The organism is Octadecabacter arcticus 238, from assembly GCF_000155735.2.
Classification (GTDB): Bacteria; Pseudomonadota; Alphaproteobacteria; order Rhodobacterales; family Rhodobacteraceae; genus Octadecabacter; species Octadecabacter arcticus.
The window spans coordinates 4,869,085-4,895,684 of sequence record NC_020908.1; the positions used below are offsets into that span (position 1 = coordinate 4,869,085).

Below are 26,600 nucleotides of genomic sequence, written 5' to 3' on the forward strand. Positions count from 1 at the left end.
TCGTTGACACGTTCCGAGAGGAGAAGCATAAAGCCACGGCGAAACGCAAAACTTGGCGCAAGCTACACCTTGGTCTCGATCTTGTTAGCGGTGAGATCGTCTGCTCTGATCTAACCACGGATGACATTGGAGATCCGACTGCTCTGCCGGGGTTGTTGGATCAAGTCTACGGCCCAGTTGACCTGTTTCTGGCGGACGGTGCGTATGACGGCGAACCAACTTCTGATTTGCTTGCGGCTCGGTTTGGGGCGATGATCGAGGTCATAATTCCGCCTCCCAAGAACGCAGTATTTAGCCCGAACGCGTCGCAGCATCCGATAGCACGCGACCGCCATATCACTGAGATTGAAAGCAAAGGGCGCATAGCATGGCAGAAGTCATCGGGCTACAATCAGCGGAGCCGAGGCGAAACCCTAATGGGCCGCTGGAAGACCGTTATTGGGCGAAAGCTCAAGGCGCGCACCTTCAAAAATCAGAAAACAGAAGCCAATATTGGCGTCCGCGTGCTCAACCGGATGACCGAACTTGGCCGTCCTAATTTCGAACGCACCGCCTGAAATCCGTCTCGGGTAGGGCACGTTCCGCGCTCAAGGTGATCTGTGCAACACGGCCGTAGTCAATGCGGAGCAAACGATTTGGCCGCTGACAAGATCAAGGCCAAGGTGCAGCTTGCGCCAAGAGCGCTGTTTGCGCTTGGTTTTATGCTTTTTCTCCAGCCACTCCCACGCGCCGAATATTTTCAACCCGGTACTGTCCACGACCAGATGCACCGGGATGGCGCTCTGGGCCCAGTGTGTCAGGGATGTTGTCCGCTGCTCTATTTTTCTCTAATTTTCAGGTGGGCGGATTAGGACAATGACATGGGATATTCACTGGAACGAAAAGCAGCTGTGCTGAAGCGGATGCTTCCGCCGAACAACGTGGCCATTCGGCAGCTTTCGCGGGAGGAAGGCATTTCGGAAGCGACGCTTTTCTCCTGGCGTGCTGAGGCGCGCAACAAGGGGCAGCTTTTGCCTGACGCTGATGCGAGCCCTGAGGGCTGGTCTTCACGTGACAAGTTTGCGGCGGTGTTGGAAACTGCTGCTCTGAACGAGGCTGACCTAGCCGAATACTGCCGCAAACGCGGCCTTTACCCGGCGCAGATTGCCATGTGGCGAGTTGCTTGCGAGCAGGCCAACGACTGGGACCGCACGAGTGCAGCACGTCTTGTGCGTGCGACCAAGGAAGACAAGAAACGGATGAAAGATTTGGAACGCGAGCTTGCTCGCAAGGATCGCGCACTGGCCGAAACTGCAGCACTGCTTGTTCTTCGAAAAAAGGCCTCAGCGATCTGGGGGGACGAAGAGGACGCATGATCAGCACCCCAGATCGCCAAACCGCAGTTGCTCTGATCAATGAGGCCGTCACCGCAGGAGCGAGGCGCGCCAAAGCCTGTTCCGAGTTGGAAATCAGCGAACGCACTCTGCGGCGCTGGACAAAAGACGGTGAGGTTCGCCCTGATCAACGCCCCCTCGTGCCGCGTGCGGAGCCAGCAAACGCATTGAGTGCCGCTGAACGTGCGGCTGTTCTCGATGTCTGTAATTCAAAGGAGTTCTCTAGCCTTCCCCCAAGTCAGATTGTGCCAAAGCTAGCAGATCGGGGGCAGTATCTAGCCTCGGAATCGAGTTTCTACCGCATTTTGCGCGCCAATGGATTGCAGCATCACCGGGGTCGAGCCAAGTCCCCAGTCAAGCGTAAGAAGCCCACGGTGTTTGTCAAAGGTGTTGTCCGCCGATTTCATGCAGCGTCTCTGATTTCAGAGGCGCTGATTTCGTTTTCTGGGTTCAGCCAGACGGGTCCTGCTGGTTGCCAGTTTCGGGTTTTTCCTGACCAGCGTTTCGGTCTTTGCGCCCTTTAGATTGCACAATCCGGATGATCTCTTGTGCGCTATCTATATCACCAACCTTGAGCCGCACGACCTCGCCTGCGCGCATCCCGCAGCCATAAGCCAGCGACAACATCACCCGTGCCTTCAGGCTTGGGGCCATAGCCAGGATACGCTTGATCTCTTTTTTGCTGAGAACCAGCGGTATCTTTACCGGCTCTTTAAGGTGAAAAATCTCAGCCACGAGATCATGACGTCTCAGGGTCACGCGGAACAGAAACTTGACGCCAGTCATCGTCTGGTTTCGCGTGCAAATGCTGACGCCGCTCTCGACCAAATACTGCTGGAAATACTTCACATCGTCTGGCGTGGCAGTCTCCGGAGACCGCCCGAGCCAAGCCGCAAATCGCTTACAGGCGCGCAGGTGACTACTCTGTGATGCAGGGCCGAGATTGCGCCCTGACATATCCGCAATCATGCGCGCACGAAGGGGCGTTGTTGGAGTGGACTGCTGAATGTTCATGGGAAAACCCTCTATCAATCGAGGCAAAATCACCTCGACCAACAGCACACCCAACATCTCAAATCGCAAAACAAATCCCTACTCAACGCTATACCCACAACAAGCGCCCCTATCGCGAAGCGATTTAGTGCGTGGGCCGGTCGTGTCGCTCGACATAAGTGGCGTTAGTGGGTCCGCAAAATTGTCCCAAAAACGCTTGTCTTATGAATATCCCAGCTTTTGTGCGAAACAAGAGCCACCGATCAGCATTTTAAAATGCTGATCGGTGGTGGTGGTTGGATCGTCTAACGCTTGGTCTTTGAGGGCCGTAAAGGAGTAGGATCAACCATCACCTTCGCCAAAGGCCTGAACGGATACAGAGCGGCACGAAGCCCTCTAGGACAAGCATAGGATATGACGAAGATGACGGATGATACCATTGGCATAGACATTTCCAAAGCTACTTTGGATATTCATCGGTTGAGCGACGGGAAGATGATGTCGTTTAGCAATTGCCCTGCAGGATTTAAGGCACTTTCCAGGTTCTGCGCAAAGACGGCAGTGGCACGCGTTGTTTATGAAGCAACAGGGGCTTACCACAGGGGGCTTGAACGCGCTCTGGGCGCACATTTACCATTGGTGAAGGTAAATCCTTTGCAGGCGCGTCGGTTTGCACAAGCCCAAGGCGTGCGCGCAAAAACAGACGCTGTTGATGCTAAAATGTTGGCCCAGATGGGAAATGCATTTGCATTGGAACCCGATGAGCCCGCATCAAAAATACAGCTCGATCTGAAAGAGTTACGCGCATTTCGTTCGGGATTGATCAAAGACCGAACCAGCATCATGAACCGCCTGAAAACCCAAACCCTGTCCATCACGCGCCGCCAAAGTAAAGCTCGCCTGGCCCAGGTAGATAAGCAAATCGCTGAAATTAGTGCGGAGATTGGCCGCTTGATAAGCTCCTGCGACACGCTGGCACATTCGATGAAAATTCTACGCTCAATTCCAGACATCGGTGCGGTCTGTGCTGCCACCATTTTGATTGAGATGCCCGAGATCGGCATGTTGGATCGAAAACAGGTAGCCAGTTTAACTGGTTTGGCCCCGATGGCGCGTCAGTCAGGGCAATGGCGAGGAAAATCATTCATTCAGGGTGGCAGAAAAATAGTGAGGGATGCTCTCTACATGCCAGCATTGGTGGCCATGAGCATACTACACGACTCTTGTGATTATGGGTGGAATTAGTAGCCACGGTGAGACAGCGGCGTTTGGGTCTGACCTGAGCAGTTTACGGAGCTGATCGAAGCCAATTCGAAAGAATGACTTTGCAAAATATCCGTGTTTTTTCCGCTTCATTTTCCCGCCTCCAATAAGCTTTGTGGCGGTTTTAGATGCCCATGCAACCGCGAGCGCAACGAGACCTAAAAGAAGCTCAAGTTTTTTGGAGATGGTCAGTCGTGTGTCTTCAAGATTGAAGCCGCGTGCCTTTGTGTCGCCAAAGAGGCTCTCAATGGCCCATCTTTTCTTGTAGGTGGCGAGGGCCCGATGTGCGGGCCGATTAGAGACGACGATCAAAAGCTCACCCCCCTTGATGCGCTTTGCAGCAAAGCTAAACCACGTGGCCTCCCCCAAATTGTTGCCTCCAAATCGGGCATCAAAGTTGCGCTTACCGCGACAGGTGCGCAACAAGGTGCTTAGATTTTGCGTTTTCCCGTCCTGTGTGGTCACAAGTTGGTTTGCTTTGATACGGATGACAAATGGGACGTTGTTTTTATGAAGAAAATCCAACCATTGTGCTCCAATGAATTCCCGGTCCGCTAACAAGAACTTGATGGTGGAGACCTCAAACACCGACAGATAACGTTTCATCAAGGCAATGCGCTGAGCAGTATCGCTGTTCCCTGCACGCCCCAAAACGCTCCACATCAACGGAATACGGTGGCGGCGTGTGACAAGGGCTAAGACCAAGAAGTTGACATGGCGTTGGCTAATTTTCCAATTTGTTCGGTCCAAGCATAAATGCCAGGTGGGGCCAGAACCAATCATTTCAACAAGCAAGGGGGCCGCCCAATCCGAGCCAAGATCAACATGCTGGAAAAAGCGTTGTAGGCGACGGTAGGTGCTTTCAACCTTGCTATCGGTAGGAAACTCACAGGCCAGATGGCTCAAATTTACCGTCCGGGCATTCACCATTCCCATGATCAAGAGGCACATCGTTTCAAGGCGACTGTTGCTCAACTCTAAATGGGGGGATAACCTCTTCTTGCGGGTCGTCAGGGCTTTCGTGATCATCAGTGGAACCCTTTTTAGCGATAAGAGTCCGCTCCTAAATCACCTTCTGACACCCTCAACCACCCTACTGTCGTGTAGTATGGGCCATGAGACACAATCCCGACCTCAAGGCCAAATATCAAGCTCTGATCAAAGCAGGAAAGCCACCGAAAGTAGCCCTAACGGCGCTCATGCGAAAACTAATCGAACTCGCCAACGCCCTTATCAAAGCAGATCGAAATTGGGTGAAGAGGGGGGCTTGATCAAGACGGATACTCCTTTTTGGAACGCACGCAAACCACTCGGATTGTAGCCGCCAAAAACCCGGTTCAAAACCTTTGGGGTTGTTGAAGGTTTTTGAAAAAATCAGTCGCCCCAAAGCGACCCGCGCCAAGACTTCAATCCGGTTTGGCTCGCGATCGCTCATAACCACTAATCCCACGGTCAGACTCCAATCCTGTTTCAGACAGGGAAGTGTGACACTTCTACTTTGCAGATGGCCTACCTCAAAGCCGGCGACTGGAAGTGCATACTCTTCGAGTAGACGCCTTCCCAACAGGAGTTAATGAACACTGCCGCGGAATTGCAGAATTTGCATCCCGATCGAAATAGCTGGTCCGATGCCCAAGGCGAAGAAAATCGTACCCAAGCCTAGCGTGCCGCCTAAAGCCCAACCAATTGCAACGACCAAAACTTCAAGAAATGTACGCACGAGCGCGATAGGTTGATGCGTGACGGCCTGAAGCCCGGTCATCAGGCCATCTCTGGGTCCCGGTCCTAGATTAGCGATCAGGTATATCGCACCTCCGAATCCAGTCACAAACACACCAGTCAAAGCCAGCAAGGCATTCGCGACAAACGTCTCAAACGTTGGCAAGAAGGGTAGCACGTACTCCAACACCAAAGCTATTATGATCGCGTTGAGGATCGTTCCCATACCGGGAGCTTGCCTGAGTGGAATCCACAAAAGCAAAACTGATGCGCTGATGACAAGGGTCGCAAATCCTAGGCTCCACCCTGTTATATCGGTCACGCCTTCCGCGAACACGGTCCAGGGGCTGACTCCAACACCCGCGGTGACTAGCAATGCTTCTCCCAGACCAAATACGACTAGGCCGATGATGAGAAACGCGACTGACACTATCGGCGGTTTCAGGGTGAAAGCCGTTGGCGAACTCCAAGGGAGTTTTGGGATTGAAGTAATCGAAAGGAAACTCAAAGCTTGATCCACATTAATGAGCTAATTGTACTGGGTTTGTGACAGCTTAAACAGCACCGGGCAAGATCGATACGTTTGAACATCGCTCAGATCAAAACCGCCGTTGATGCAGAGTTTACCCTTACAGACATTCTAACTTTGCGTTTACAAGTAATATGCGCATGATTGACGCGCATTCTTTCGAGTGATATTCTCGCCTCAGGAGACCAGCTCATGAATTCCCAACCACGAAAGCCTACGAACTTGTCGATGGATGCTTCTTTGCTGATAGAAGCCAAAGCGTTGAAGGTGAACCTGTCTCGCGCGGCAGAGGAGGGGGTTCGACATGCAGTTGCGACCGCTAAAGCGGAACACTGGAGGGCTGAGAATGCCTCAGCGCTCCGAAGTTCCAACTCTTACGTCGAAAAGCATGGCCTGCCGCTTGATGAATACCGTCAGTTCTGATGGCAAAGTATGACGTGTTTTCCAATCCCTCTGGAGACGGCTTTCTGTTGGACGTGCAAACCGACCTACTTAGCGATCTGAATACTCGCGTTGTCGTGCCGCTGTTACCAAGATCCCGTGCGCCGAAGCCTGCAACGCGGCTAAACCCGACCTTCGATATTAATGGTGAAGCTGTCGTCATGGTCACGCAATTCATGGCTGTGGTTCCGGCAGGGGTTCTCAAGTCTTCTGTTGGAACGCTGGATGAAGAATTCGACAAAGTCACCATTGCCGTCGACATGCTTATGTAAGGCTTTTGACTCATCAAGGACGCGCATCCGACATATAGTGATTACCACCATCAATCTTACAACACTTGCATATGTTCTCTTTATGTTCTATTTTAGGCTAACATGGCTGAGGAGTAAAACAATGTATAGGTTCAGGTGTTTTGAGACTCACACGACTTTGGCCTGAGTGATTCGAATGTACTCCATTGGTGTCTTGCCTTTCAAGGCATGATGAGGCCTGAATGTGTTGTATTTATTGACGGCTTTTCGAAGTTCAAACCGCATCGCTCCTATGCTGTCGGCAATGAGATCACGACATGCATAGAACTCTTCGCGGAAGGTGCGGTTACCGCGCTCGACACCACCGTTGTATTTTGGCCTTGCTGGCGGCAGCACAATGAGCGGGATCTCCATCTGTTCGCACGCTGTCTCAAAATCGGCCATAAACTCAGACCCGCCATCGACTTGAATTGAGATGATCTTATAGGGAGCTATTTCCACGAGTTCTTGCAAAAACCGTTTGGCAGAGCGTGCCGTGGCATTCGAATAAACTTGCGCGTGGATATGCTTGCTACACCTCTCCCAGGCTTGAAAGTGTTTGCACGTGACGCCGTTCTTCGTGGCAGTCATATGATCGATCTGCACACGCTCGCCAACCACAATATCTTTGTAATCCCTATATTTCCATCCCTTGGCATGCCCCTTGGAAAAATTACGCTTGCGCTTTTGGGGCGCAGATCTTGATCGTGTGATCAGGCCTTTTTTCCTTAGAAAGCTCAAAATGCGCCCCACGGTGCTATCGCTCATGGTTTGCTTTTTGTCGCGACGCAAGATGGCCCCTATTTTCTCCTTACCGTAGGTTTCATTGTCGCGGCGGGCCTCAAGCACCAATTGCTTTTCTGCCTCGCCCCACTGTGACTTGTTGCAGCGTTTGGGAGCCTTTGAAGGCGGTATGATTGCCTGCGCCAAATCCTTCAAAATACGCTTGTGACGGTAATATGTCGCGCGCGAGATGCCGACGAATTCAGCGCACTTTGATAGAGAAACGCCCTCTGTACGTAAGTCGTCCCATTGCCGAACCTGACCTTCGTATTTGATACGGTACACGTCCAAACATTCTTGTGTCCGCGCCCAAGCATAAAGTTTATAAACGTTCTTGTGCAGTCCGATGATTTGCATATTGGCCTCGTGAGCTGGTTTCTTTCAATTCTCAGTCTCCGAGGTCGCCTAAATCTTGGCAACAAAATTTTGTCTCACATCTATCTGAACTTATTCAACAATGCAGCAATCTCACTCTGACGGACTAAATGCCGTATCCAGCAGCAATGACTATCATGTTCTGCCAGCGACTGAGAAGCAGATATTCTTTGATCAGCAGATAGCAAAACGCGCGAACATCGATCTTCCTGCCAACGCATTGGTGGACCGCCAACGGATATCGCGCTGGATCGAAGTGCATATGTCGGCAGTTCCAAAATCGAGGTTCTCGAATTACCCATCGTCCAAGCAAGTCGGCTTTGCCGAAAGGATTGCGCGTATCAAACGGCGCGATATCCCGCGGGAATGCTTTCAGGACCGTGGAATGATGTCCAAGTGGATTGACAGTAACGTGTAGGGGGGAGTTTACCTTATTGATTTAAAACAAAATTTGTAAACGCAAAGCTGAAGAACGTCCTGAACGGCCTGGTTGCATAGATCGGCGGTTGGCTGGTACTGACGTGGTTTGTTCCCATCAGGATGTTGTGAATGCCGCACAAGTTCAACGCCGATCGCGGTGACAAGATCCCAAAGCAAAAGCATCGGGTGACCAACTGGGCTGAATACAACGAGGGTTTGAGGCGGCGCGGTGATCTGACGGTTTGGATCAGCGATGAGGCGCTTGGTATGTGGTCGGCGGCGCGCCGAACGACACGTGGTGGACAGCGGCGATACTCGGACCTGGCGATAGAGCTTTGTCTAACCTTGGGAATGGTTTTCAAGCAACCGCTACGCCAGACCCAAGGCTTTATGCGCAGCATCACGGGAATACTGGGGGTTGAGATCGCCGTGCCGGATTTCTCAACCCTGTCTCGCCGGGGGAACGGCGTGATATTGCAGACGAGTCCAAGGGCGGACAAGCAAGCCGCGATCCACCTCGTCGTTGACAGTACCGGCCTGAAGATATTCGGTGAGGGCGAATGGCTTGAGGAAAAGCATAAAACCAAGCGCAAACGGCGCTCTTGGCGCAAGCTGCACCTCGGTCTCGATCTTGTCAGTGGCGAGATTGCCAGCTCCAATCTGACCACAGATGACGTCGGAGATCCAACGGCCTTTCTTGGCCTGCTTGATCAGGTTGACGGCCCAGTTGCTCTCTTTCTGGCAGACGGCGATTATGATGGAGGACCAACATCTGATTTGCTTGCTGCTCGGTTCGGATCGATGATCGAGGTCACGATCCCACCTCCCAAAACCGCGATCCTGAGCGCCATTGGGGGCCAGAATCCGACGGCGCGAGACTGCCATATCACCGACATCGCAGCCCGCGGGCGGACGGACTGGCGGAAGGCCTCTGGCTACATCAACGCAGCCAAGGCGAAACCCTAATGAGTCGCTGGAAGACCGTGATCGGGCCCAAACTCAAGGCACGCTCGTTCAAAAATCAGAAAACCGAAGCCAAGATTGGCGTCCGCATACTCAATCGGATGACCGAACTTGGCCGTCCCAATTTCGAACGCACCGCCTGAATTCCGTCTCGGGTAGGGCGCGTTCCGCGCCGCACCTGATCCATGCAACACGGCCCTTCAACGATTAGATTTATATGACAGAAGTGCGTATGATTTGTATTCGGATTTCGGTCCGATCCACCCCACGGCACCCATTTTTTCAAAAAGTGCCGTTGAAAAAAACCTGCTTGCGCTTGACCTTAGCCTAAATACTGACCTTTGTCAGATGGCATTCGCGCCCTGTATCCTCCCTTTTTTCGGGCGAAGATGCAGGGCGTTTTTGTTTTGGGAGGAACAAATGAAGCCTACGCGAAAACCGTTAAAACTGGGTATCTTGTATTCCCAAAGCGGCAGTTACGGGCGGCTTTCTCGTGCAAGCAGGCGTGGTGGCTCTGTCGCAAAGTCTTTTCTTAAAGAATTTTATTCTTTGCAGACCTACGTTTAGGCTTCTGGAATGCCAAATTATCCAAAACTTAGGCCACACAAGAGAAAATTTTCGGAAACTTGACGTCCAAATGTGTCGGGCGGAGAACAAAATTCTAGTTTTTTGATGTGTCGCCAAACTTTGCGACAGAACCGGATCAATGGACCCTTCGTCCACGGCCTCGAAAAGACGCGCGACCCAACTGCCGGGACGAACCGTATCGCGTCGGACATCCTCCGCATAAAAGGCGCGCAATTCCATGATCGTCGGAAACGCGCGTTCCGTCCGGGCATTGTCACCGCCAAGGGCATCAAAGGTCGCCGCTGCCCATCTGAGCATGTTCTGGTGGCCGAATTCGGGCAGCCCCAAGAGTTCGGATACAATCGTGAGTGGTAAAATTTAAGCCAAATCAGTCATACCGTCGAAGGCGTCGTGCTGAATCAGAGCGTCAATCAACTGCTGCGCTGTTTCTTCGATGCGGGGTTTGAACTCGGACAGACCGCTTGGCATCACGGGTTGGGCAATGACTTTTCGCAAAGCCCGGTGATCAGGCGCGTCTGTCATCAGAATATTGGACGTGGTGATAGCATTCAGGCGAGGGTTGGCCGCCACGCCTTTGCTTGAGATCAAAATATCATTTGCGGCAAGTGCTGCGACAGAATCGTCAAACCGTCCAATCGCCCAAAGATCGTTTTTCGGAAGCCAGACAGCCGGGGCGGTATCGCGGATCTCTTGGTAAACGGGGTAGGGACCGAGAATAACGTCATCGGCGTAGAGGTCGATGTCGCCTGTCGGGGGGGTGGTCTGGATCGCTTCGGACATTGCTTTATCCTTCTCTTTGCACTTGCATATCTGTCTGAGTGCGACTCCATCCCGAATGCCGCCGAAGATGGACCCGCATCCAGCTTTCGGTCCGATCCGATCAGCGCGCCTCATCTTGGATTGGATTGGAGAGGGTCCCAATGCCGGAAATCTCGACCTCGATCCGGTCACCGTGCTGCATGAACAGCTTGGGCTCTCGGAACAGACCGACACCGCTGGGTGTGCCGGTGGCAATGATGTCGCCGGGCAGCAGTTCGGTGACGATGGAAAGATAGGCAATGAGTTCAGGAATGTTGAAGGCCAGATCGGAAATTGGTGTCGATTGTACAACCTCGCCGTTCAGCCGAGTTTCCATGCTTTGTGCTGCGGGATCGGTCATCCCGTCTGTTGTGACCAGCCATGGCCCCATTGACCCACTGTCGACAAAGTTCTTGCCAGCCCAGAACTGCGAGGTGTGCCGTTGGTAGTCGCGGATGGACCCGTCGTTGAAGCAGCTGTAACCGCCCACATACGCCATCGCGTCCGCTTCCGAGATGTGGCGACCCGCTTTGCCGATGATCACGGCAAGCTCGCCTTCGAAGTCGAACCAGTCCGATGCCGTGGGGCGGATCATGGGGACGTCGTGGCCGACGACGGATGACGGATAGCGCGTGAAGATCGACGGCTTGGCCGGCTTGTCACGGCCTGTTTCGGTGATGTGGGTCATGTAGTTCAGACCGATGCAGATGATCTTGTCGGGGTTCGGCACTGGCGAAAGCAATGTGACATCGGCCATGTCCAGCACGTCACCCGCTTCAGCTGCCGCTTTGACCTGATCCAGTGCTCCGGCCGTCAGGGCTGCGCGCAAGTCAGGAAAGGTACTGCGCAGGGTCTTGCCAGCGTCGTGCAGTTTGCCGTCCTGCACGGTGCCGTAAGATGCGGTTCCGTCCGCGGTGAGGTATGAAGAAAGACGCATGGCTAAAGCTCCGTTGAATAGGTTTGTCCGGGTTCTAGTCTGGGCCAGACCTGCGGGCCGCTGACAATCGAGGTGTGTCCATTAAGTGGACAGGCTCAGGTTTCGACCGTCAGAACGATCTTGCCGATGTGCCGCCCCTGTTCCATTTCACGGTGTGCCCGAGCAGCTTCGGTAAGTGGCAGGACGGCTTCCAGGCTAGGTCGGACCCGATTGCCCAGCAGGGGCCACACATCGCGGCGGATCATGTCTGCCACCTGTGTCTTGCGATCCAGCGCCAGCGGCCGCAGCAACGATCCGGTGATAGATATCCGCTTGGCCATCAGCTTTCTCAGGGGCACGCTAAGCGCGGCACCGCCCCCACCAGACAGATGCGCAATGCGCCCGTCCGGTGCCATCATCTCAAGATCAGCATCCAGATGCGCACCAGCCGAGACATCTAGAAGCGCGCTGATGCCCTGACCACCAGTCGCTGCAGTCACCTTTTGGGCAAGATCGGGGTCGTTGTAGTTGAATGCATCAAGCGCGCCAAAACCCTTGGCGGCAGCGAGTTTGTCCGCGCTGCCGCATGTGGCCAGTACTTTGTAGCCCAATGCCGACATCGCCTGTAGTGCCAGATGCCCGACACCGCTAGTACCGCCGTGTATCAGTGCAAATTCCCCGGCGTGCAGCCGCATCAAAAAAAAGAAATTCCACCATGTGGTGAACAGCGCTTCGGGGACGGCTGCGGCCTCGGTCATGCTTAGCCCCTCGGGGACTGGCATCGTTAAGGCCACGTCGGCAACAGCGTATTGCGCATAGCCGCCGCCCTGCAACAAGGCCATCACCCGTGCGCCGACTTTCAAATCCTTGACCTTCGCGCCAAGGGCGACCACCACGCCTGACGCTTCAAGCCCCGGCACCGAATTACCATCGTGGTGAATCCCTGCCGCCCGCTGCAAGCAATCGTGGCGGTTGATGCCCGCCGCCGTGATCAGGATCAGCACCTGATGTGCGCCGGGTTTGGGCAGAGGCACCTGCGCGGGCTGCAAGACCTCAGGCCCGCCCGCTTCCGAGATAATGATGGACGTCTGGAAATCTGGTAATGTGGTCATGTGGGACTATCCCTCCGTTTCGTGTATATTGGTAAATGTGGCGTTGGGTACCGTCATTCCTGCCGCACGACCGCATCCAGCCACGCGCAATTGGGCACCGGATCGGCAGCGCGCGCTCCGCGCCGTGCAGCATCCATCCGCATCTCGCGCAAGCGGTCGCGGGCGGCATCACCTTCAGGCAGATGCACCCGTTCATGGCCCCAGTAGCTTGGGCCGTCCGATGTTTCGTGGGCTTTCCATGTGTCCGGTTCGATTACCCGTGCGCCCCAGCCGTATTCCACGAAAAAGCCAGACGGCGTTGTGGCGTAAAAGCTCGTCATGTGATCGTTGGAGTGGCGACCCAATGTGTAGGCGACACGTCCCTCTTCAGCTTGCGCAATGTCATAGCCTTGACCGACATCGTCAAGCGATTGCAGTTCGACCATGAAGTGGTGCAGCCCCTTGCGCCCCGATCCGACCATAGCAAAACTGTGGTGTCGTCCGTTCACATGAAAGAAATACAGTGGATAAGGGGCCTGCGCATAATCGGTGACGCTGAACCCTAGCAGATCGCGGTAGAAAGGCAGAAGGGCGGTCGCGTCCTCTACGTGCAGAACGGCATGACCCATGCCCAAAGTTCCCGTCTTGAACCCCGATATGGGGCGCGCGGGAACAAAGGGATCGTCGGCGATCTGCGGATTGCAGAACACTTCGATATGGTTGCCGTCGGGGTCTTTGAAGGAAATCAGCTGACTGACCAGCCGCTGATCGGCAAGGGCCGCAGATTCCACCCGAACTGTCACGCCCGCGTTCTCAAGGCGGTTGGCCAGACGGTCCAGCTCATAAGGGTGGTCGACTTCCCACCCCATGAAATCCAGCCCTTCCTGACCATCATCCGTGACCAACAGACGCTGCTTGCGGTCGTCCATGCGAAACGCCCGCGCGCCGCCACCGCGATCAACCTGCTGCATCCCCAAAAGGGACGTTGCAAAGCTGCTCCAATCCTCGGTCTTGGAGGATCGGATGCCGATATAGCCAAGCGACCTGAGGCTCATTGGAAGGCTCCTTTCGGGGGAATTGCGTGTTTCACTGAACCATAGCCTAGTCAGTGGCTCTTGAATTTGGAATGGGACAGGCTGTCCACAAGGCGGACAATGGGCATCATAGGGTATCGGCATAGTGCCCCCCGTTGACATCCTGAGAGCCGGTGCGATGGTCGCACATGTACCTTGCATTGATGTGGAGACGGCTCATTTCGAATATTGGATCTGTCCGGTCATTGGAACGCGGCTTGCTCATTTTGCAAACTCTGAACCGGTGCAACGGCTTAAAGGCGGCCGAGGTCGCAATAGCGACGTCAATTCCGCGCCCGACTGTCTACCGCCTGCTCGAAACCCTCGAAGGGTTGGGATATGTCAGCCGCGACCATTCGTCAGAAAAATGGCGCCCGACGTTGCAGGCCAAATCGCTTAGCTCGGGGTTTCGCCACGAGGATTGGGTAACGCAAGCCGCCATCCCGGAAATGGTGCGGCTGGGGCGCGAAATCTTGTGGCCGCTCGATCTGGTGACCTTCAACGACCACCGCATGGAAATCCGTGAATCGACCCATAACATTAGCCCCTATTCCATCGACCGCGGCATGGTCGGGGTTCAACTGCCCATGCTGGATACGGCGGGCGGGCGGGCATGGCTGGCCTTTTCGCCAGAGGAGGACCGCGTTCAATCCCTCAACGGTTTGCAGGCCCAATCAGGCTTGCAGCACCCGATTATATTGCAGGACGGGCCGCTCTCTCACGTCCTTGCCACAAGCGTGAAGCTGGGCGTCGGTTACCGCAAGGAAGGCTACAAGCTGGACACCCAGAGCATTTCTGCGCCGATCTTCAGGGGGCCGTGTGTTATCGCCTGCCTGACCGTGATCTGGACGGCCAGCGCGTTGTCCTTCGACAAGGCGTTGGAGCAGTACAAAGACAAGCTGCTAAAATCGGCGCATGGAATTTCGGATGCCCTGAACCGGATTAAGACGACGGATTAAGGGTAAATCAAGGGTAGAAAGTCCGGCGTGGGCAGGTTTACCAACGCCGGGGAGGAGTTCAGTTTGCTGCAGACGCCTTGGCGATGGCGGCTGCGAATGCATCATAAAGCGCCTGACCGTTATCGTGACCGGCAATCCACTCGGTGGTGGACACCGCCAGCGCGTCTTCCCACTCCTTTGTCATTGCGTCGTCAGGTTCGATGACGGTGATGTCGTTGGCCGCCAGCACCCGTTCGCGCGCCTCGGCGACGTTCTGGTCGAACGACTGGCCGAAGGTGTCCGAGAATACCCTGCCCGAATACTGGTCGATGGCTGCCTTCGCCTCGTCGGACAGGCCGTTGTATTTGGTCTGGTTCATGACGATCAGCATCGGTGTCGCGCCCAAAGGCATGTCGAGGTAGTAGCTCATGGTTTCGCCCACGCGAAACGTCTCGATCGCGCCGAACTGGGTGAACGTCCCGGATATCAGACCACGGCTCATCGCTTCGGCCAAGCCGGGGGCGGTGATCCCGCCGACGGGCACCGCACCAAGGGCGTCGATAGCGCCCAGCATGGTCGGGCCGGGTGCGCGCAGGTTCAGACCCTTCATGTCAGCCGGGTTGCGGATTTCCGCAGCGCTGGCCAAGGCATTGGGAGAGGACATCATGACGCCGATCAGCTTGAAATTTTCGTAGTCGCCGCCAAGCAGACCCTGTTCATACATCGACCATATCGCGTCAGACCCCGCAGTCGCACTGGGGACCAAGAACGGCAATTCGCCGATGGTGCCTTGGTCAAAACGACCGGGCGTGTAACCGGGGATGACCCATGCGATATCGGCCACGCCGTCTTCTACCAGCTTGAGCTGCTGCGCGGGATTGCGCCCCAGCGTCCCGCCCGGAAAGATCTGCACATCCAGCTCGCCACCCGATGCGGCGTTCACGTTTTCAGCCCAAGGCGTCAGGATGTTTTTCGTCACATGCGCGACCGGCGGCTCGAAGCTGGAAAACCGCAGGATCTCGGCGGTGGCGGTGGTGCCAAATGCAATGGCCGCAGCACTCGAAATTAGGAAATGTCGTAGTTTCATGGTATCCTCCCTTTTTTAAAATTCACTTTGGTGTAGATGGGCCTTGCGCTCGATTCAGCAAGCGGAATTGTCCGTTAGGTGGACAAGGGCTTAGCCCAGCATCCGAGGCAGCCAGAGCGTGAGAGCGGGAAACAGCACCAGGATCGTGAGGCGTACCAGGTCAGCCACAAGAAACGGAACGATGCCCCGATAGATCGTCGTGATTTTCACGTCTCGGTACATCGAATTCAGCAACATCACGTTGATCCCTATGGGCGGGGTGATCATGCCAATGCCGATCACCACCACGTTAATGATGCCCCACCAGACCAGATCGTAGCCCAGCCCTTGGATCACCGGAATCACGAAGGGTAATGTGATGACCATCGCCGCGACTTCGTCAAAGAACGCGCCCAGAAAGATGTAAAGCAGCAGGATGCCGAAAATCACGATGAGCGGATGAACCGACGCGTCCGAGATTGCGCCGACAATGAAAGACGCGCCGCCCGTTACAGAGATGAAGTAGGAAAAGATCGTCGCCCCGAACACCATGATATAGATCATCGCCGTCGATCCGCTCGCCTCTGCCATCACTTGCAGGAATGTGGCGCGGTTCAGCCGTCGACGCAGCAAGGCGAACAGGAATGCGATCACAACGCCGACGGCGGCTGCCTCGTTCACGGTGAAGATGCCCGAATAGATGCCGCCCAGCACGACCACCGCCAGCAGGATCACCCCCCACGCGCGGCCAATCGCAGCCATGCGGTCTTTGAACGGTAGTTTTTCGGATCGCGGCGCGGCTTCGGGATTTCGCCATGCCGTGACCTGAACGGCGATGGCATAGAACAGTACGGCCAACAGGGCAGGGATGATGGCGGCGGTGAACAGTTGCAGCACAGATTGTTCAGTGAGCACGGAATACAGGATCATCATCGCCGATGGCGGCACGATGATGCCCAGCGTGCCACCCGCTGCGACGGCACCGGACGCGAGCCCCGGATGATAGCCGCGCGCCAGCATTTCCGGCATTGCAACCCGCCCAAACGTGGCGGTCGTGGCGACCCCGGACCCGCAGATCGCACCAAAGCCAGCGCTGGCCACAACAGTAGTCGTTGCCAGCCCGCCCCGGCGGTGGCCGAACAACGCGTTCGTCATGTCATAGACATCCGAGGCCAGCCCGCTTGCAGCGGCCAAACTGCCCATGAGCATGAACAGCGGGATCACGGCCAGATCGAGCGAGCTCATCGCCGACGCGGGTTCACTGGCCAGCAGCGAAATCGCAGGCCCCCAGCCGACGACCTGCGCAAAGCCCGCGACGCCGACCAGCGCCATCGAAATGCCGATCGGAACATGTAGCAGAATAAGCCCCATCATGGCCGCACAGCCGATCAAAGCAATAATAAGAGGATCCATGTACGTTTCCTTTGGGTCTTTGCCCGGTCAGAGCGGGGAAGACGTGTCGTCGTTGGCCCGCGCATCAACGTCCGGTCCACTGAAGAGTGACGCGATGTCGGTGATCAGGACCATCGCTTGCACGAAAGCTGCCAGCCACAGCATCGCGGTTGCAGCGCTCCACCATGGCCAGACCTGCCAGCCCAGCACCCATGTGCGGTCGCCGTTTACCTTGAGAGAGGTGACGTAAGACACGAATTGCCACGCGATGAGTGCGATGAGGATGAAGGTCAGCAAGCTTGAAAATGCTTCCAGTGCCGCCTTCAGGCGAGGGCCAGCGACCGCGCCGAAAACCTCGACACGGATGTTTTGCTTCATCGCCAGATTGGCCGGAATACAGGCCGAAATCACCACCGCCATGACGACCGAAATGACATCGTTGACACCTTGCAGCGGGGCTTGGAACAGCCAGCGCATCAGCACGTCCGAGGTCGTCATCAGCGCAAGGACCAGCAGACCGGTAAACCCGATCAAGGTCAAAGCGCGCGCCAACGCTTGTGACCGATTCCAGATAAGTTGCATCGGGTCTCCTCCTCCCTTGCCGCCTCGCCGTGTGATTCTTTCTTGTCAGGTCGTGACAACCGCCCCCAGATCCTTTGTCGGTAAACTTGCCATCATCCCAGTGTAGCGATCGAGAGCGCGTTCCAGATCGTTCGGAAAGAACGCAGCCGCACAGTAGCGGTCAGGCCGGATCATCATGATCTGATCGCGGTGGGTCAACAGTGGTCTGGCCGTCTGGTGCTGCACGGGACGCAAGGCCGACGGCAGATTGCGGTCCATTGTGTCCAGCGTGATCTTGGTCAGCGGCAGACCCAGCAGTTTGGTTCGCTCCAAAGACGCCAGCGCTGCACTGCCCGCAGCGTTCTGTGCGATCAGGCAGAATCCTGGCCCCATCTTGTCATCCAGCAACTCGGTCACATAAAAGTCCGTAACATCGGGCTGAGGAATCATCTCTCCGACCAGAGATGCCTCGAACACCGGTGTGTCCAAGTCGAGGAACAAGCCCTCTGCGTAGCTCGGCTTGGGCTTGAACCGCATGTGGACCAGCCAGTCTTTCACCGCCGGAAACGGATCAAGCGCCTGCATCATAAGATCGCGGAACATGATCTGATCGCGTCCCGCAGGCATCACGATGCTGCCCATCGCAACTGCCAGTTGGATCATGTCCCAAGCGGGCTTGCGCCGCTCAATCTCGTAGCTTTGCATGATGTCGGCATTCGCGCCGCCCAGCAAGATTGCCGCCAGTTTCCACGCGACGTTGTGTGCGTCCCGCAGTCCGGCGTTCATCCCTTGCCCGGCGAAGGGCGGCGTCAAATGAGCTGCATCCCCCATCAGCAGGGTGCGGCCGGACTGGAACTGTTCAGCCATGCGCGCATGAAAGCGGTAAACGGTCTTGCGTAAAATATCCTTGGTCTGGTAGGGCCGATAGGGTGCTACCAGACCTTCGAGAAAAGCATCTTCCAGCACCTGTTTGCGGGTCTCGCCGGCCAGCAACATGAATTCGTAGCGGCGTCCGCCATGCGGTGCGGGGACGCTCACGGTGGGGCGGAAGCCACTGCAAAAGAACTTGGAATACAGCGTTGTGTCCGGATCGTTTACCGTATCCACAACGATCCAGTCTTCCTCGTAGGTATTGCCGGACATGGCAATGCCCAGATGCTCGCGGACCGGGCTGCGCCCGCCGTCGCAGGCCAGCACCCATTGCGTACGGATCTGATGGCTTTGCCCCTCCGCGTCCCGCACGGTTACAAGCGCATCATCGGCGCTGTTTGAAACATCCGTCACTTGCGCGCCGAAGTGTAGCGTGCCGGGGACCTTTTGGGCTAACACGTCGCGAAGGGCTTCCTCCAACTCGGGCTGGAAAAAGAACTGTCGCTTGGCAAAGCCGAAGGTGCGCGGCCCTTGTCCGGTTTCGGCAAAGCAATTGCCCGCATCGTCGTAATACCGCGACCCGGTGCCTTCCATCGTGTCCTTGAGGTAGGTCTTGTCCAAGCCGAAAACCTGCATCGTGCGCGCGCCTTCATCGTCAAGGACAATGGCGCGTGGAAGGTTCATCGGACCTTCGTTCTGTTCAAGAACGACACAGTCAATCCCGTAGACCGCTAGCAGATTTGCCGCTGTCAGACCCGTCGGGCCAGCGCCAATGATTACAACCGGAATGTCTGTCGGGTAGAGGGGCATCAGATGGACCTTTCCGTGTCGTTCACGCTTCGCAACCTGCCTTGTTGTGGCTTGGGCAAGACTGCGCCGTCCATTGCTTGCGTCCGGCTGTTCACGAGGTGGACAGACCGTTGTGGATCAGGAAGGTTGCTTGCGCACCTGCGCCTTGCGATCCCGGTAGGCGACGGTCAGCTCCAGATCCGTGTCGTTCTCGTCGTAGATGCCCAGCACGACGCCGCGCCGACGCAGCGTTGTGCGCAATGCAACCAACTGCGCCTCGGTCCGCGTGGTACGTTGGGCGATGCGGCGCGTCCACGCATGCAGCTTGTCGTACATCTGCGCGATGACATCGTGGTGGTCGGGGACTTCCGCCAGATCGACCAATTCGTCAGGGTCGTTTTTCAGGTCGAACAGAATGGGACGAAGGCCGCCTTCGCAATGGATCAGTTTCCAGCGTTTGTCAGCGACCATGAACATCACCGCCTCACGCACCGATAGCCCCAGAGCGTCCGCCAGCGGGGTTGAGGCATAGTCGTATTCGCAGATCACCCGGTCGCGGTCCCAAGCGGTTTCGCCATAAAGCAAGGGCAGCAGCGACTGGCCCTCAAGCACATGATCCGCCACATCCCCACCTGCCACCTCGACAAACGTGGGCGCAAGGTCGATCGCTTGCACCAGTTCATCGCAGACGGTCCCGCGCGTGCCGTCCGCCGCTGCGGAGGGATCATAGATAATCAACGGCACCTTGACTGCGGCATCGTGAAAGAACGTCTTTTCCCCCATCCAATGATCGCCCAGAAAATCGCCGTGGTCCGAGGTGACGACGATCATCGTATCCTCCATACGTCCCGTCTGTTCCAGCCATTCAAAAAGCACGCCCATCTGGTCGTCGCATTGCTTGATCAGCCCCATGTAGGCAGGGATCACGGCACTGCGCACGTCGTCGCGGGCGAAAGCTTTGCCGACCGAATTGCGCATCAGCGCCTTTAGCACGGGATGGGCGTTGTCGAACTCGGACTGCGCGCGGTTCGGCGGCGGCGCATCGTGCGGGCCGTATATGTCGTGGTAGGGTGCGGGGACGATATAGGGCCAGTGCGGCTTGATATAGCTCAGGTGGCACAGCCATGGGGCATCGTCGCGACTGTTGATAAAGTCGATCCCGCGGCGTGTGAGATAGGGCGTCTCGCTATCGGCTTCCTCGATATTTGCGGCCTCGCCTGCGTGTTTCATGAACCAACCGGACAGCACATTGCCCTGCGCGTCGACACTGGCATTGGCGTGGTCGTGCCACGGATTCTCCGTGTCATAGCCGCGCGCTTGCAGATAGGCGTCATAGCCGTGACCGCCCGGTTCCGTCAGCGGCCCATCCGGGCCAACGGCACGCATCCCGTCGTCACGTTCGAAAACATCAAATCCGCATTCCGCCACCCGCGCGCCGATAATGCTGTCGGGGTCAAGGCCCAGTCGGGCCATGCCTTCGGCGTCTGCGGCCATGTGAGTCTTGCCCACCAGCCAGCAGCCCATACCGGCGCGGCGCAGATGATCGCCCATGGTCTGCTCGCCCACCTTCATGGGGGTCCCGTTCCAGCTGGCCCCGTGGCTGTGGACGTACCGCCCCGTATAGGTACACATCCGCGACGGACCACAAAGGGGCGCCTGCACATAGGCACGGGTAAACCGCACACCCTTTTGCGCAAGCCGGTCGATGTTGGGGGTCTCGATATGCTGGGCGCCATAACAGCTTAGGTAGTCCCACCGCAGCTGATCGAACATGATGAAAAGGATGTTCTTTGCAGTCATTTCTGTGCCCTCCTTACCGTAACAAGAGGGGCGCTGCGGCTGCGTGGGCCGGGCGCGCTCTGATCCGTTTGAGGATTGGCAGGCAGGTCGTATCCCCCGTCCTGTTCGGTCCAGTCCAGAACATAGAACAGGGCGGCATCTGCGACGCTGAATCGCCCCAGCAGATAGGGTGCCTCGGCCATCATTTCGGACAACACCTTTAGCCCGTTTACTACCTCCGCCCGGCCATGCGCCTTCAGCGCCGCCTGACCGTCCAGCCCCAGCGCAGGGACCTTTCCCTTTGGGTTCAGCGCCAGATAGGCCGCCCCACGCTGATTGCCCGCGCGCACGTCGACAATCCTGGTCTCGAACGCCGCGCCGACCTCGTGCAGCAGCAGCAGGATTCCATTAGAACAGCTTTGCGGTGAATGATAGAATGTCAGCACAGGCGATCCCCTCAAAGGCCAAGTCGGGTACGCACCTGGCGTGGTGTTTCCAGATCAAATCCAAGTTCATCAACGATCCGCGCCGCCTTTTCGACCATCGCGCGGTTGGACGGTGCCTTGACGCCTTTTGACAGCCAGATTGCATCTTCCATCCCGATGCGGATATTTCCGCCCAGAAGGGCAGATTGCGCCACCATCGGAAAGGCCATCGCGCCTGTCCCGAAGCCCGTCCAGATCGCATTGCGCGGCAGCAGGCCCCGCGCGTAAAGCAGCGTCTCTGGCAGCGGCACGAAACCGAACCTTACGCCGGTCACGATCGAACACAGCGGAGGCTCCTTGAAGAAGGCCTCTGCCATCAGCGTATTAAGGATCGCCACGTCACCGCTGTCGAACAATTCGATCTCGGGGCGAACCCCAGCCTCCTGGATCAGCGTGCCCATGCGCCGGATCGAGGGCAGTGTGTTGATAACCACCTCCTCGCCGAAAACCATCGTGTTTAGATCCAGCGTAGCGATGTCCGGCCTTATCGCCAGAATATGCTGCACCCTGTCATCAGGCATTAGAAGGTTGGTCTTGGGGCCGGCAATCGCAGGGTCTGCCGCCGACGGATCATAGCGTCCGCCATTGCCGGTGGTCAGATTGATAATCAGATCGTCATTCTTGTCCCGGATCCGGTCCACCACCTCGCGATAGAGTGCGGTGTCCATTGATGGCAATTCAGTTGCTGGATCACGCACATGAATATGCACAATCGCCGCCCCCGCCTGCGCCGAAGCCAGCGCATCGCGTGCAATTTCCTGCGGGGTAACCGGCAGGTTCGCGTTCTGCGCACGCGTCGAGAAGTTGCCCAGCAACGCTGCGGTAAGAAATAAGGCTGACAATCGCGTGCCTCCGATAAGTGGAACTGAGCAATTGTCTCGCGCGCGAAGACGCGAACACAGGAAGAATAAAATCCTGTCCACCTGTTAGACAGCAGTCAAATGTGGCATAAAAAAATGTCCTTCTACTACCACGCTGTAAGTCAGACATATGGCGACCAGTAAGCGGTCTTGAGTGAGTTGTGATTTCTTATCGCTTATTGTCTGCGGCGAAAATTATCGATGTTGAAATCCGACATGCTGCTTTCGTAAACAGAATGGTTCTTGACTGCAGTGCAGCACCAGAGACCTTAATGAAGGTCCGGTTTGGGACGATCGCGACACGCCTGATTTTTTTGCCTGCGCGAGTTGCTGCAGCACAGCATTTGGTAAAGAGGGTTCCTTCCAGTCGTTCGCTGCACGATGCGCGAACGACTGCTATCGTGGATCGAGGCGATCGTTGCGAAATTCATGATATTTGCAACAACTCATCCTGGTCATAAAATCAAGGTGATCTGGCAGGTGCATATTTCCGGTGCGAAACGTTGGGCGGTTTTTAACTGCTAGGGCAGGGGTTCACGATGCTTGCCGCACTGCAGCGATCGACACCAAGGGCGGTTTGCCGACATTCGCTGCACCTGCAAACAGAATCTGAGGACTAGGAGTAAAGCAGACACTAGGATTTGCGACAGTTTTGCTTGACCATCTCCATTTTACACCAGAAATGTTGGCGCATGAATATTACGCGATCAGACATCTCCCGGGTGATTGATAACCCCGCTTATTACAAACGTGGAGCTTCATATTTTTCAGACAGAAAGGTCCTGATGTCTCGTTTCGATGTGGAAGATCGCATCGTCGGCAGCGTCGCAGGGTCCGGGGGGCGGATCTATTCGGTTCATGCGACGTTGGGCCGAGCTCCAGATGGCCGCTTGTCGCAGGTTGATGGGCATTGTTCATGTCCGATTGGGTATAACTGCAAGCACGTAGCGGCGGTCTTGTTGGACGCGGCTCAGTCGCAAGTTGATGTTCTTCAGACGCCCACGGCAACGAAAAGTCCCAACCACCCTCAGGCGCGCACCAAGGCAAATCTGCCGGGCCCCGTGAGCACTTGGCTTGATCGTTTAAGTGTCACAGGTTCGTATTCCCCAACTCCGATGGCACCCAAAACTTCGAGTGATCAGACATTTTTTGTTTTTCGGCGAAATAATAGAGGGTTGGCAGAGATAACGCCCTGCAAAGCCTACGTAAAGAAAGACGGCAGCATTGGAAAAAACACCCAAGAGTATAGTGGGAACTATAGTCTGTCTTATGCACCGTCGGGCACAACCATTGAAGATGCTATTATCTTTGCGCAACTGAGATATCTGTCGACCAACAGCTATCCGCCCACTTATAATTGGCCGCAAGGGGAGGCGCTTGGCACGCTACTTCAACAGATCGTTGCAACCGGTCGTGCTAAAGCGGAAACAATCTATGGCCCACGATTAAAGTGGTCCGAACCCAGACATATTACGTTTCAATGGCAACTTGACGCACAGGGTGATCAGACGCTTTCAACCATCGACCCTGATGGGCGCACCCTTGTTCTTCTGCCCTTTCCAGACCCCGTCTTTGTTGACGCAGAAGCTGGCGTCATTGGTTTTGTAGAGACTGATATGCCAGCCGAGACCCTGAACGCCCTGGCGGCCGCGCCAACGATCCCGGCAGAAGCCGTCGATACAGTGTCTGAAATTTTGACCGCCCACGCAGAAGGCATTCCAAAGCCTAAGCCCGTTACTGTCAACGAAGTCACGGATTTACGGCCAACAATGAACATCAGATTGTTTGGGCATAAGCGACAGGAGAGGCACCAATCTTATGGATGGCGCGCCACGGGGGCACCTCAAGAGGTCATCTACCCCTGCATTGGCTCCCATGTAACATATGGCGAAGATGGCAGGGTCTTGGAACCCGGCGAAGGGGCCGATATCCGTTCCCAAACTAGGGGTGAGATCAGCATCGTCCGGCGTGACTTTGAAGAAGAAACGAGGTTGGTCCAGCAGCTTGAAATGACTGCTGAAGAATTCGAAGGCTATCATCCCGATCTTGTGGCACTATCTGGTCGTGCTCCAAAACCAATGAAAGACGCCAGCGTCATCTTTCCACAGATTTCAGCACAAGATCCGCAGAGCACGTCATACGCCTTGGAGTTTGTGACCGAAGGGCTGCCAATACTTCGGGCGTTGGGCTGGAGAATTGAGATCGACAAGAGCTGGCCTGTTCAACTTTATGAAGGTGATGCCAGCTTCCAGACAGTTATTGAACCGTCGGGGCAGGATTGGTTCTCGCTGGGCTTGCAGCTTGATGTGGATGGGACCGCACTTGATGTAACGCCAACAATTATGCAGATCATCGCCTCACTGCCGCTTGACGAATTTGGGGCATTACCCGACGGGTTCGACTTGGAAAGTTACTTATCAAATGTCGTCCTGTATCAAAGCTTGCCAAACGGAACATTGGTGCCAATTGGGGGCACAAAACTAATCGGGTTTGTGGAAGCTTTTCTTGAAATACAGGGAATGACACGTTTCCACCAAGCAGAGGCAGGCCGCGCCCTGCAATTAGTCGAAGCACTGGATGGATGCGGCGCAAAATGGCAGGGCGGCCCAGAACTGTTGGAACTAGGCAAGCGTCTGCAAAACTTGGCGACGATCCCTGATGAAGATATCCCCGCAAGCTTGAACGCAGAACTGCGCCCCTATCAACGGATCGGCTATGGCTGGCTCAAGGCTCTAAGTGATAACGGGTTTGGCGGTATTCTCGCCGATGATATGGGACTTGGAAAAACGGTTCAAACCCTTGCCCTAATGGCCAACCGTCACATTGAAAACAAATCTGATCGCCCGAGCTTGCTCGTGGTTCCGACAAGCTTGATTTCTAACTGGCAAACCGAAGCCAAACGCTTTGCCCCTGACCTAAAGCTGCTGACCCTGCACGGTGCAGATCGCCACGAACGAATGGAACGCATTGCGGATTCTGATCTTGTGATCACTACATATCCTCTGATCAATCGTGACCATGAAAAGTTGTTCGCCAATGAGTTTGATCTGGCGATTTTGGATGAGGCTCAGGCCGTCAAAAACCCCGCCTCCAACGTGGCAAAGCGCATTCGAGATATCAAGGCACGCCAACGCATTGCGCTAACTGGGACACCGGTCGAAAATAATCTGACTGAATTGTGGGCGTTATATGACTGGCTCATTCCAGGATTCTTGGGGGACCGGAAAAGCTTTGCTTCTGAATATCGCAAACCCATTGAGCAAAAAGGGGATCAAGCGCGACAACGACTATTATCTAGCCGGGTTAAACCTTTCCTCTTGCGCCGCACAAAGGACGAGGTGGCCGATGACCTGCCGCCAAAAACCATTATTGATGAAGTGATTACCCTCACCGGCAAACAAGCCGCTCTATATGAAAGTGTACGCAGCGCCATGGATGCCCGCGTTCGCGAAGCGCTTGCCAAAAAAGGCCTGGCCGGGTCACGCATAACGGTGTTGGACGCTCTGCTTAAGTTGCGGCAGGTTTGTTGTGATCCAAGACTGGTCAAACTGGATGCTGCCGCCAAGGTGAAGGAGAGTGCAAAGTTTTCGCGTCTCATGGAAATTATGGAAGAACTCATGAGCGAAGGTCGAAAGGTTTTGATTTTTTCGCAGTTTGTCGAGATGCTTCGACTGATCGAAAGCGAAGTCCAGTCACGCGGATGGTCCTACGCGATGCTACACGGCCAAACGCGGGATCGCTCCAGCGAAATTGACAAATTTCAATCTGGCGACGCTCAGGTTTTCCTGATCAGCTTAAAGGCAGGGGGCACAGGGTTGAACCTGACGGCCGCAGATACCGTCATTTTATATGATCCCTGGTGGAACCCCGCAGTCGAGCGTCAGGCCATGGACCGTGCTCACCGAATTGGCCAAGACAAGCCAGTTTTTGTGTATCGCCTTTACACAGAGGGAACAGTCGAGAGCGCCATTCAAAACATGCAAGCACGAAAACAGGCATTGGCGGATGCGCTGTTTGAAGGCACTAGCGGTGGGCCAATGGGGTTGACCGAAGACGATTTGACGGTGTTTTTTGGGAGCAAGATTTGATATCTAGTCAGCTGGATTCCTATCTTACAATGGCTACCTCGAATGACCGGCCTGGCGAAGCTGCGGTGCAGCGTCAGATCTACCGACGAGCGGCAGCTTAGGGCCGATCATGTCACTTAGTGTATACCCGTGGTGACGGCGCGGATGAACACTGAAA

Annotated in this window: 22 protein-coding genes and 6 pseudogenes; 12 read left to right on the plus strand and 16 right to left on the minus strand. The window is 55.5% G+C overall.

Translation table 11 applies throughout. The annotated features are described in order from the left end of the window. Window positions 1–17: 17 nt before the first annotated feature. Window positions 18–557, plus strand: a pseudogene (locus tag OA238_RS30930) (transposase); the annotation flags it as partial. 54 nt (window positions 558–611) lie between these two features. On the opposite strand, the pseudogene OA238_RS32205 reads toward OA238_RS30930, so the two are convergent. Next, window positions 612–770 (minus strand): annotated as a pseudogene (locus OA238_RS32205) (transposase); the annotation flags it as partial. 90 nt (window positions 771–860) lie between these two features. On the opposite strand from OA238_RS32205, the gene OA238_RS31300 reads away from it, so the two are divergent. Then, window positions 861–1,355, plus strand: coding sequence for a transposase (locus OA238_RS31300; RefSeq protein WP_015497363.1), 495 nt, complete (start codon window positions 861–863; stop codon window positions 1,353–1,355). Further along, window positions 1,352–1,897, plus strand: a complete 546-nt coding sequence (locus OA238_RS30940; protein WP_044037619.1) for a helix-turn-helix domain-containing protein — start codon at window positions 1,352–1,354, stop codon at window positions 1,895–1,897. Before OA238_RS31300 ends, OA238_RS30940 begins: the two co-directional genes overlap by 4 nt. 37 nt (window positions 1,898–1,934) lie before the next feature. Here the strand turns inward: OA238_RS30940 and OA238_RS25185 are convergent. Beyond that, window positions 1,935–2,444 (minus strand): annotated as a pseudogene (locus OA238_RS25185) (tyrosine-type recombinase/integrase); the annotation flags it as partial. A gap of 336 nt (window positions 2,445–2,780) precedes the next feature. On the opposite strand from OA238_RS25185, the pseudogene OA238_RS25190 reads away from it, so the two are divergent. Then, a pseudogene (locus OA238_RS25190) lies at window positions 2,781–3,572 on the plus strand (IS110 family RNA-guided transposase); the annotation flags it as partial. Between the two features lie 6 nt (window positions 3,573–3,578). Here the strand turns inward: OA238_RS25190 and OA238_RS25195 are convergent. Next, the gene (locus OA238_RS25195) at window positions 3,579–4,658 is read right to left on the minus strand and encodes an IS4 family transposase (protein WP_015497365.1); all 1,080 of its coding nucleotides are present in this window, start codon (window positions 4,656–4,658) and stop codon (window positions 3,579–3,581) included. 80 nt (window positions 4,659–4,738) lie between these two features. On the opposite strand from OA238_RS25195, the pseudogene OA238_RS35470 reads away from it, so the two are divergent. Then, window positions 4,739–4,900 (plus strand): annotated as a pseudogene (locus OA238_RS35470) (IS110 family transposase); the annotation flags it as partial. Between the two features lie 299 nt (window positions 4,901–5,199). Here the strand turns inward: OA238_RS35470 and yczE are convergent. Next, complete coding sequence (gene yczE / locus OA238_RS25200; protein WP_187293115.1) at window positions 5,200–5,856, minus strand: membrane protein YczE; 657 nt, start codon at window positions 5,854–5,856, stop codon at window positions 5,200–5,202. 213 nt (window positions 5,857–6,069) lie between these two features. Here yczE and OA238_RS25205 point away from each other — a divergent pair, with 213 nt between their 5' ends. Beyond that, window positions 6,070–6,300: a type II toxin-antitoxin system CcdA family antitoxin gene (locus tag OA238_RS25205; RefSeq protein ID WP_015497367.1), complete on the plus strand. Its 231-nt coding sequence runs from the start codon at window positions 6,070–6,072 to the stop codon at window positions 6,298–6,300. Then, a complete protein-coding gene (locus tag OA238_RS25210; RefSeq protein WP_044037624.1) occupies window positions 6,300–6,590 on the plus strand; it encodes a CcdB family protein in 291 nt (96 codons plus the stop codon). Before OA238_RS25205 ends, OA238_RS25210 begins: the two co-directional genes overlap by 1 nt. A gap of 147 nt (window positions 6,591–6,737) precedes the next feature. On the opposite strand, the gene OA238_RS25215 is transcribed toward OA238_RS25210, so the two are convergent. Next, on the minus strand, window positions 6,738–7,748 hold the full coding sequence (locus tag OA238_RS25215) for an integrase core domain-containing protein (RefSeq protein WP_015494160.1): 1,011 nt from the start codon (window positions 7,746–7,748) through the stop codon (window positions 6,738–6,740). A 100-nt stretch (window positions 7,749–7,848) separates the two neighbouring features. Here OA238_RS25215 and OA238_RS25220 point away from each other — a divergent pair, with 100 nt between their 5' ends. The 3 genes and pseudogenes from OA238_RS25220 to OA238_RS29415 all read left to right on the plus strand — a co-directional run bounded on the left by OA238_RS25220 (window position 7,849) and on the right by OA238_RS29415 (window position 10,091). After that, window positions 7,849–8,184: a hypothetical protein gene (locus OA238_RS25220; protein ID WP_015497369.1), complete on the plus strand. Its 336-nt coding sequence runs from the start codon at window positions 7,849–7,851 to the stop codon at window positions 8,182–8,184. A gap of 131 nt (window positions 8,185–8,315) precedes the next feature. Further along, window positions 8,316–9,292, plus strand: a pseudogene (locus OA238_RS25225) (IS5 family transposase). A gap of 529 nt (window positions 9,293–9,821) precedes the next feature. Next, complete coding sequence (locus OA238_RS29415; RefSeq protein ID WP_051076597.1) at window positions 9,822–10,091, plus strand: hypothetical protein; 270 nt, start codon at window positions 9,822–9,824, stop codon at window positions 10,089–10,091. 3 nt (window positions 10,092–10,094) lie between these two features. Here OA238_RS29415 and OA238_RS29420 read toward each other — a convergent pair whose 3' ends face one another. From OA238_RS29420 to OA238_RS25250, 4 genes are all read right to left on the minus strand, one after another. Beyond that, on the minus strand, window positions 10,095–10,517 hold the full coding sequence (locus OA238_RS29420) for a cytochrome P450 family protein (protein ID WP_051076598.1): 423 nt from the start codon (window positions 10,515–10,517) through the stop codon (window positions 10,095–10,097). A 100-nt stretch (window positions 10,518–10,617) separates the two neighbouring features. Beyond that, window positions 10,618–11,472 (minus strand): fumarylacetoacetate hydrolase family protein, encoded by an 855-nt coding sequence (locus OA238_RS25240; RefSeq protein WP_015497370.1) that lies wholly within the window; start codon window positions 11,470–11,472, stop codon window positions 10,618–10,620. 95 nt (window positions 11,473–11,567) lie between these two features. Beyond that, on the minus strand, window positions 11,568–12,563 hold the full coding sequence (locus OA238_RS25245) for an NAD(P)H-quinone oxidoreductase (RefSeq protein ID WP_015497371.1): 996 nt from the start codon (window positions 12,561–12,563) through the stop codon (window positions 11,568–11,570). Between the two features lie 53 nt (window positions 12,564–12,616). Then, window positions 12,617–13,597: a VOC family protein gene (locus tag OA238_RS25250; RefSeq protein ID WP_015497372.1), complete on the minus strand. Its 981-nt coding sequence runs from the start codon at window positions 13,595–13,597 to the stop codon at window positions 12,617–12,619. 182 nt (window positions 13,598–13,779) lie between these two features. Between OA238_RS25250 and OA238_RS25255 the strand changes: the two genes are divergently transcribed. Then, a complete protein-coding gene (locus OA238_RS25255; RefSeq protein WP_044038792.1) occupies window positions 13,780–14,574 on the plus strand; it encodes a helix-turn-helix domain-containing protein in 795 nt (264 codons plus the stop codon). A gap of 58 nt (window positions 14,575–14,632) precedes the next feature. Here OA238_RS25255 and OA238_RS25260 read toward each other — a convergent pair whose 3' ends face one another. The 7 genes from OA238_RS25260 to OA238_RS25290 all read right to left on the minus strand — a co-directional run bounded on the left by OA238_RS25260 (window position 14,633) and on the right by OA238_RS25290 (window position 22,337). Further along, entirely contained in the window at window positions 14,633–15,640 is a 1,008-nt protein-coding gene (locus OA238_RS25260) for a TRAP transporter substrate-binding protein (RefSeq protein WP_015497374.1), read from the minus strand. 90 nt (window positions 15,641–15,730) lie between these two features. Then, window positions 15,731–17,032, minus strand: a complete 1,302-nt coding sequence (locus tag OA238_RS25265) for a TRAP transporter large permease (RefSeq protein WP_015497375.1) — start codon at window positions 17,030–17,032, stop codon at window positions 15,731–15,733. Between the two features lie 27 nt (window positions 17,033–17,059). Continuing rightward, complete coding sequence (locus OA238_RS25270) at window positions 17,060–17,593, minus strand: TRAP transporter small permease (protein ID WP_015497376.1); 534 nt, start codon at window positions 17,591–17,593, stop codon at window positions 17,060–17,062. A 45-nt stretch (window positions 17,594–17,638) separates the two neighbouring features. Then, window positions 17,639–19,252 (minus strand): bifunctional 3-(3-hydroxy-phenyl)propionate/3-hydroxycinnamic acid hydroxylase, encoded by a 1,614-nt coding sequence (locus tag OA238_RS25275; protein ID WP_015497377.1) that lies wholly within the window; start codon window positions 19,250–19,252, stop codon window positions 17,639–17,641. A gap of 117 nt (window positions 19,253–19,369) precedes the next feature. Then, complete coding sequence (locus tag OA238_RS25280; protein WP_015497378.1) at window positions 19,370–21,031, minus strand: sulfatase-like hydrolase/transferase; 1,662 nt, start codon at window positions 21,029–21,031, stop codon at window positions 19,370–19,372. Beyond that, window positions 21,028–21,456: a glutathione S-transferase family protein gene (locus OA238_RS25285; RefSeq protein ID WP_015497379.1), complete on the minus strand. Its 429-nt coding sequence runs from the start codon at window positions 21,454–21,456 to the stop codon at window positions 21,028–21,030. The genes OA238_RS25280 and OA238_RS25285 overlap by 4 nt, the downstream gene beginning before the upstream one ends. A gap of 11 nt (window positions 21,457–21,467) precedes the next feature. Further along, a complete protein-coding gene (locus tag OA238_RS25290) occupies window positions 21,468–22,337 on the minus strand; it encodes a beta-keto acid cleavage family enzyme (RefSeq protein WP_015497380.1) in 870 nt (289 codons plus the stop codon). 803 nt (window positions 22,338–23,140) lie between these two features. Between OA238_RS25290 and OA238_RS25295 the strand changes: the two genes are divergently transcribed. After that, entirely contained in the window at window positions 23,141–26,443 is a 3,303-nt protein-coding gene (locus OA238_RS25295; RefSeq protein ID WP_015497381.1) for a DEAD/DEAH box helicase, read from the plus strand. Window positions 26,444–26,600 lie beyond the last annotated feature (157 nt).